General features: G+C 57.6%; 7 protein-coding genes. 6 read left to right on the forward strand and 1 reads right to left on the reverse strand.

Going from position 1 to position 5202, the window contains the following annotated elements:
• Window positions 1-965: 965 nt before the first annotated feature.
• The 6 genes from GM672_RS27025 to GM672_RS27050 all read left to right on the forward strand — a co-directional run bounded on the left by GM672_RS27025 (window position 966) and on the right by GM672_RS27050 (window position 3889).
• Complete coding sequence (locus GM672_RS27025) at window positions 966-1169, forward strand: hypothetical protein (protein ID WP_155473597.1); 204 nt, start codon at window positions 966-968, stop codon at window positions 1167-1169.
• Window positions 1170-1462: 293 nt separating this feature from the next.
• Complete coding sequence (locus tag GM672_RS27030) at window positions 1463-1948, forward strand: hypothetical protein (protein ID WP_155473598.1); 486 nt, start codon at window positions 1463-1465, stop codon at window positions 1946-1948.
• A gap of 229 nt (window positions 1949-2177) precedes the next feature.
• Window positions 2178-2522 carry a hypothetical protein gene (locus GM672_RS27035; protein WP_155473599.1) on the forward strand — a complete coding sequence of 115 codons (345 nt, stop codon included), beginning with the start codon at window positions 2178-2180 and terminating at the stop codon, window positions 2520-2522.
• A gap of 10 nt (window positions 2523-2532) precedes the next feature.
• Window positions 2533-2826 carry a hypothetical protein gene (locus tag GM672_RS27040; protein ID WP_155473600.1) on the forward strand — a complete coding sequence of 98 codons (294 nt, stop codon included), beginning with the start codon at window positions 2533-2535 and terminating at the stop codon, window positions 2824-2826.
• Between the two features lie 188 nt (window positions 2827-3014).
• The gene (locus tag GM672_RS27045; RefSeq protein WP_155473601.1) at window positions 3015-3257 is read left to right on the forward strand and encodes a hypothetical protein; all 243 of its coding nucleotides are present in this window, start codon (window positions 3015-3017) and stop codon (window positions 3255-3257) included.
• Window positions 3258-3520: 263 nt separating this feature from the next.
• Window positions 3521-3889, forward strand: coding sequence for a hypothetical protein (locus tag GM672_RS27050; RefSeq protein WP_155473602.1), 369 nt, complete (start codon window positions 3521-3523; stop codon window positions 3887-3889).
• Window positions 3890-4283: 394 nt separating this feature from the next.
• Here the strand turns inward: GM672_RS27050 and GM672_RS27055 are convergent, their stop codons facing one another.
• A complete protein-coding gene (locus GM672_RS27055; RefSeq protein ID WP_155473603.1) occupies window positions 4284-4889 on the reverse strand; it encodes a VWA domain-containing protein in 606 nt (201 codons plus the stop codon).
• Window positions 4890-5202: the final 313 nt, after the last annotated feature.

Consider the following 5202-nt stretch of genomic DNA (forward strand, 5'->3'; position numbering starts at 1 on the left):
GCTTCGGCTTGTTTCAGGATGGCGATGATCTGGCTGTCGGTAAAGCGGGACGTCTTCATGTAGAGCTTTCTGTTCTTAAGTAGAAAATTCTACTTCTAACGACGCTCTTTTTGTGGGGGGATTACCCTACGTCGAACAAGTTGTTGGCGAGATTGCCGGTCAGATTACTGGGGCGTGCAAGTGTTTCCTGTGTGAAGCTGCAATGAGCGGTGGTGCCGCTCCCATCCCTGTCGCCCCCAGCTCACCAGTCGCGCCAGGCCGGCGTTCATCATCTTGCGAGTTCTTTCCGAACACAAATGTATGCATGTGCATCGTAAAGGAAGGGTCGGGATGGACAGGACCAGGGCAGCCCATATGCGCGACTGAGAAAACTTCTGGTCCATGCAGTTGTCCTACGCCACAAGGGTTTATGCCTGGTACGGTCAAGATGAAACGATGAGGCCTAACGATCTGAACCGTTTTCGGCAATGCGGTCACAGTCGATGTGACCGAGATTGCATCAAATGCTGACCGAGGTTGTGAACAACAAACTAGAACGGTAAGGTGGCTTGCGATGTTCCTGTGGACCGCCCTTGACGTGAAACTGTGAGAGCAGTGTACGAGCATGGGCGCCCTCAAGGCGCTTCAGCAACGGACAGTCGACCATCATGGCCATCGCCGTACAGATCCCCGATGGGACATCGTGCGAGTCAGCAGCGCCGCCTTCAAGTACTAGCCTCATGGCGCCAAGCACGCAGCTGGTCCTGTCGCTGAACGGAGGCAAATGGCACCAAACGGTCGCGCTTGTCTTTGCTAGCCACACCTTGCACAGGTAGGTCTTGAGCGGTCCGCGGCCACGGTCTGGTGGGTCTGGCGCGCCACCAGCCCCCGTTGTTCCCGGTTCTGAGCAGCCTCGGCATGCATCGCGCCCGGCCCCGGTGGCCTTCCCGCCGATGAGGCACATACCGGAAGAGCGCCGGCGGACGATGGTCGACCAACAGTGGATCAAACTGGCGCACTCGGCATTCTTCTTCATGCAGCTCGTTACCGGCGCCTTTATGCTTTACGCCGACATCTGGACTGGCACCGGCAAGGAAATGGTCGTCATCTGCGCGCTGGTGTTCGGCGTGGCCATGAGCAACAACAGCATCCTCGGCATGTTCACGAGGTTGAAGGTGCCCGGGGCTTGATCTGGTCCCGCCATGGTCATCGGGGGACACAGCGGCGGCCAGTGTCGCCCCACGGCTACGCGACCGGCGTGCCATGCTATTGCGCCAGCATGACATGCCCTGGATATGAATAGTTCAGCCATCATTTACTACAGACCTGGTAGGCGCAGGCGTTGGATCGCCTAGGTTGAGCTGGACAATGTAAGCGCTTAGCAATTCGCGCCCGCAGCGATAGCGCTTGTCAGCTAGCTGTCTTGCCGATAGGGCGATAGAATATTAGCGCTGACGAATGCGTACAACGATGAAAATTCACAATGAAAGCATGCAAAGTGAGCATTGTCATCGAACAAGCCGCCTCAGGCGGGCATACCTGGCGTACGCAAGTGCCCGTATCAAACCCGGGAGCGATCATGGCGGCCCTTCGAGCTGCAGGGCTCCCTCTGGCGAACGCATCCGACATTGCGGAGGACGAAAGCAGCCAAAGCCAGATCGTCTGCGTCGCCGACGTTCGTGACGACACTATCCATGCGCTAGTCACTACACCGACGGGATTGGTGTACCGGTTTGAACCAAGCGATTTTGAACGCGAGTTCCGGGAGTTCGCGGCACGCAACTACTATTGGGTTACCTACGCCATGGCTGACCGTGAACGTCTGAGTCGGATGACAGAAGTGCCGACAAAGATAATCAAAGGCAGAGCGCTGGCGCGCGGCAAGGCAGAGCGTGTTGGCTGCTCCCTGGACGCGTTATTGCACCTTGTTGCGGCGGGTGCGCGACCTTCGCAATCCGAACTCGTCTGAGCTACGTTACGCGCTGTATGACACAACTCCTGCAATGACGGCGATTCAGGTCAGTGCCAGATCGGTTTGAAGACACAAGGGGGATGTGACCAGCAGTGCGAGCAGGCCCTCTCTCATTAAACCAGGATGCAGAGCGCAGCGTGTTGTTTTGGATCTCCCGCCGGCTCTCGCTGGGCCAGCCCATCACGAAGTGATAGGACTAAAAATTATGTTGATACGTGTACACAGCATGGATGACACTATGCTAACGAAGTTAGTGAGCGAGACGCAAGTAGATGCGTTACGCGTGATAATCATGGCTGAGTCGAGAGAGGAAGAAGCGCGTAAGCGCGGGCGGACCTGGACCAAGGGAGTTGTGCCATTCTTTGCCCAGAAGCTGATCGCTGCTGCTAAAGACAATATGTCGAAGGACGAAGTCGAAATGCACGCAGCTAACGCTGCGATGGCAGCATGGTTATGCGACTCGATTTACGACGGCGTAACTGCGGAGGCTTTTACTCGATCCGACATTGTATTCACGCTTCTTCCGAATGGCGCAGTGAAGTATGACCGCGTGCGTGTCTCAAAGGTTTAGGAAAACATCGATGAATCAAGAATCCGTAGCCATTGAGAATATGTTTGCCGAAGGCTCGATGACCGCGCGGCCGGTACCGCAGCCGGAGGGGGGGGCTGGTGTAGCGACCGATGCGACGGCTGCAGTGACAACTGCAACAATCGCAGCTGCTGGCGCGGGCTTAATTGCCGCTGGTGGGACCGGCCTTGCTGGACGAGTCGCGGCCATCGCTAGTGAGGAGGTAACCGGGGCAATTTCTGCGACCACCGCGCCGGCAGCTTTGATGGTATTAGTTGGCCTGGCAATTGACGGAGCATCCGGCTGACATGAAGGCTGCTGCGGATCCAGTAGGCCAGTGCACCATCGGCACTTGGTAGACATAGCGCACCATGCCGGCGGCATCGAAGCTGGATGGGGAGGCGATGGCATGCACAGAGGAAGAGACGCGGGGGGCCGCGGTATCTGCCAGGCGATCTGGTGCCGGTAGCATACTGATCGAGGAAAAGCAAGAGCATGAATACGACGTACTTGGAAGTGACGGACGCTACGGAGAACTTCATCCGCGAGCTGTCTGCGAACGACGATCCACTGCCACTGGTCGAACTGAAGGTACGCCAAGCAATCGCGGAGGCTGCAGTGAAAACTTGGTACGAAGAAGCGGAGGGCCTGGCACGGCGTGAGGTTCACGATTCGGAGCGCCAACGGCTTGACGAACTCGCGTTCGAGCTGCACGCCGCCGCACGCGTAACCGGTTAGAAAACCCACAAACAGCTTTACCGATTTTTACTGGATTGAGATGGCAATACGCGGCGTTTCAACGGGCCGGGTGGACGCTTCGAATGTGCACTAGTAGAGCATGGACATCGCGTTGTTGACGCCCGAAGCCGCTACCAACCTGCGAGGCCAATCCCTTACTTTCACGTTAGACGAAATCAAATTCGTGGGAACCGTTACTGCGGCCGTTCGCGAGCTGGCTCACAGTGCGGCGGGCCAGGTACACCTAAGTTGAAGGAAAAGAGATGGAATCGTGGACGATCCGAATCGAGGATGCAAATCTTCAAGGGAGCACATTTGCCCTTCAGAGCAAAGGCGATTGCTACCTTTCGGCGAACACTAAACTGGTGGGCTTCGACAAGGCGCTTGCCGTGTCTAGCGAAGAGTTAGCGCAGCGATTCTTAGACGCGCTGATGCCTACGATGCGTCGCCGTCATGGCCAGGATGTGACCTTGTCGATCGCCCACTGCGTGCACTCGAAGAAGCGGCCACTGGACGACGTGCTGGTCATGGCCAGGATTGAACAAGCGAGCTTCGCACCGAACAAACGCCCGTTAGGGACAAAGGAAAACTTTCAAGGCCGAGCATGTGAGCATGGAGAAAATGGGCGTTAGGCGACGCGGGTAAACGTCATGTAAGACGGCATCGACGGGCGAGGTCAACAGGTCAGGCGCAGCGCATGCGTTCATGCATTTCGATGGCGTCGTGGGCAAACGCCTTGCTGACGGCGCTATGCCCGTCGCCGTAATTGAACCAGCCGTGCTTCTCGTTCAGCTAGTGCAACTGGGCCGGGTGCCAGGTAGGTCTGCGTTGCGCTCACCATCTGCTCCTCGTTGTTGTTGGCCGGCGCCGCCGGCGGATGTGGGGTGCCGGTTACGTCTCCGGCGCGGCTGGATGCCGCCGTAACATCTTTAAGCATGGCCTCTGGTGAAGCGCGTTGGCCCGTCGGTGACCCTCGTTTCAGGTTAGCCCGGCGCGCCAGCGCTGTTCAGCTTGGCCGGCCGACGGTTAGTCGTTGATGGCGGCTTCGATCAATTCTGCAGTCGTCGCGAAGGCTTCTGCTTCGTCCATCGTTTTCGCGTCCACGATGTCGAATTTGGCGCCGGCGAGCTCGTCGTCGAGCTTGCGCAGGTAGGCAGTGGCTGCCGGATCGCGGCCGACTTGGACGAACAGGATGGTCAGTGCGTCATCGGTTTCTTGCCGTTGCGACTGTTCGATGATCGCCCTGGCGGCGCCGGCCTTGTCGTCGGGTACGCCGTCAGTGAAGACGATGATGAAGTCCTTCTTGTCGGATTTCCCCGCCAGTTTGAACGCTGCCTGCAACGCTTCGGTCAGCGGCGTGCCGCCACGTGGAGCGCGGGAGGCGAACACTTCGCTGACTTTGTCCGCCGTCACGCCTTCATGGGTCGTGATCTGGGGGCCGCCGAATGTGACGATGTCGATTCCGTCACTGTCCAGCTTGCCCAGGTCGCGGGCGAATGCGCAGACGGTCTCCTGCATGTATTCCCAGCGGGAACGTCCGTTCATGTCTTCCGTGCTCATGGACCCCGATGCATCGACGACCACGATGAAGTCGAACTCGGTCAGTTGGCTACTTGCGACTGCTTGGTTCATAACTACCTCCGTTTTGATTTCTCGCTCTTTGGACCGGTGGCGAGAGTCCCGTAAAATCTGCACTAGATCGATGCGGTATGCATCGACTAGACACGATTCAGATTTGTGTTTGGTGTATCGGTGTACAGGCCATCGGTTGGCCGGAAAGGTGCGGCCTGGATGCTGTAACTAGCGTGGCGCGTTAGTTTGAATCGCCACGACTATCGTAGACACTCCTGAGCCATAATGTCGGGCACAAGGAGAAGATATGAGCGGTAAGCGGTACACAGAGGAATTCAAGATTGCAGCGATCAAGCAGGTGGCGCAGGGCGGT

It is taken from the genome of Pseudoduganella buxea, assembly GCF_009720835.1.
Lineage (GTDB): Bacteria > Pseudomonadota > Gammaproteobacteria > Burkholderiales > Burkholderiaceae_D > Rugamonas > Rugamonas buxea.

Coding starts and splice junctions, on each gene's coding strand:
- GM672_RS27025 (WP_155473597.1), top strand. CDS start 966: ATGGTCGACCAACAGTGGATCAAACTGGCGCACTCGGCATTCTTCTTC.
- GM672_RS27030 (WP_155473598.1), top strand. CDS start 1,463: ATGAAAGCATGCAAAGTGAGCATTGTCATCGAACAAGCCGCCTCAGGC.
- GM672_RS27035 (WP_155473599.1), top strand. CDS start 2,178: ATGGATGACACTATGCTAACGAAGTTAGTGAGCGAGACGCAAGTAGAT.
- GM672_RS27040 (WP_155473600.1), top strand. CDS start 2,533: ATGAATCAAGAATCCGTAGCCATTGAGAATATGTTTGCCGAAGGCTCG.
- GM672_RS27045 (WP_155473601.1), top strand. CDS start 3,015: ATGAATACGACGTACTTGGAAGTGACGGACGCTACGGAGAACTTCATC.
- GM672_RS27050 (WP_155473602.1), top strand. CDS start 3,521: ATGGAATCGTGGACGATCCGAATCGAGGATGCAAATCTTCAAGGGAGC.
- GM672_RS27055 (WP_155473603.1), bottom strand. CDS start 4,889: ATGAACCAAGCAGTCGCAAGTAGCCAACTGACCGAGTTCGACTTCATC.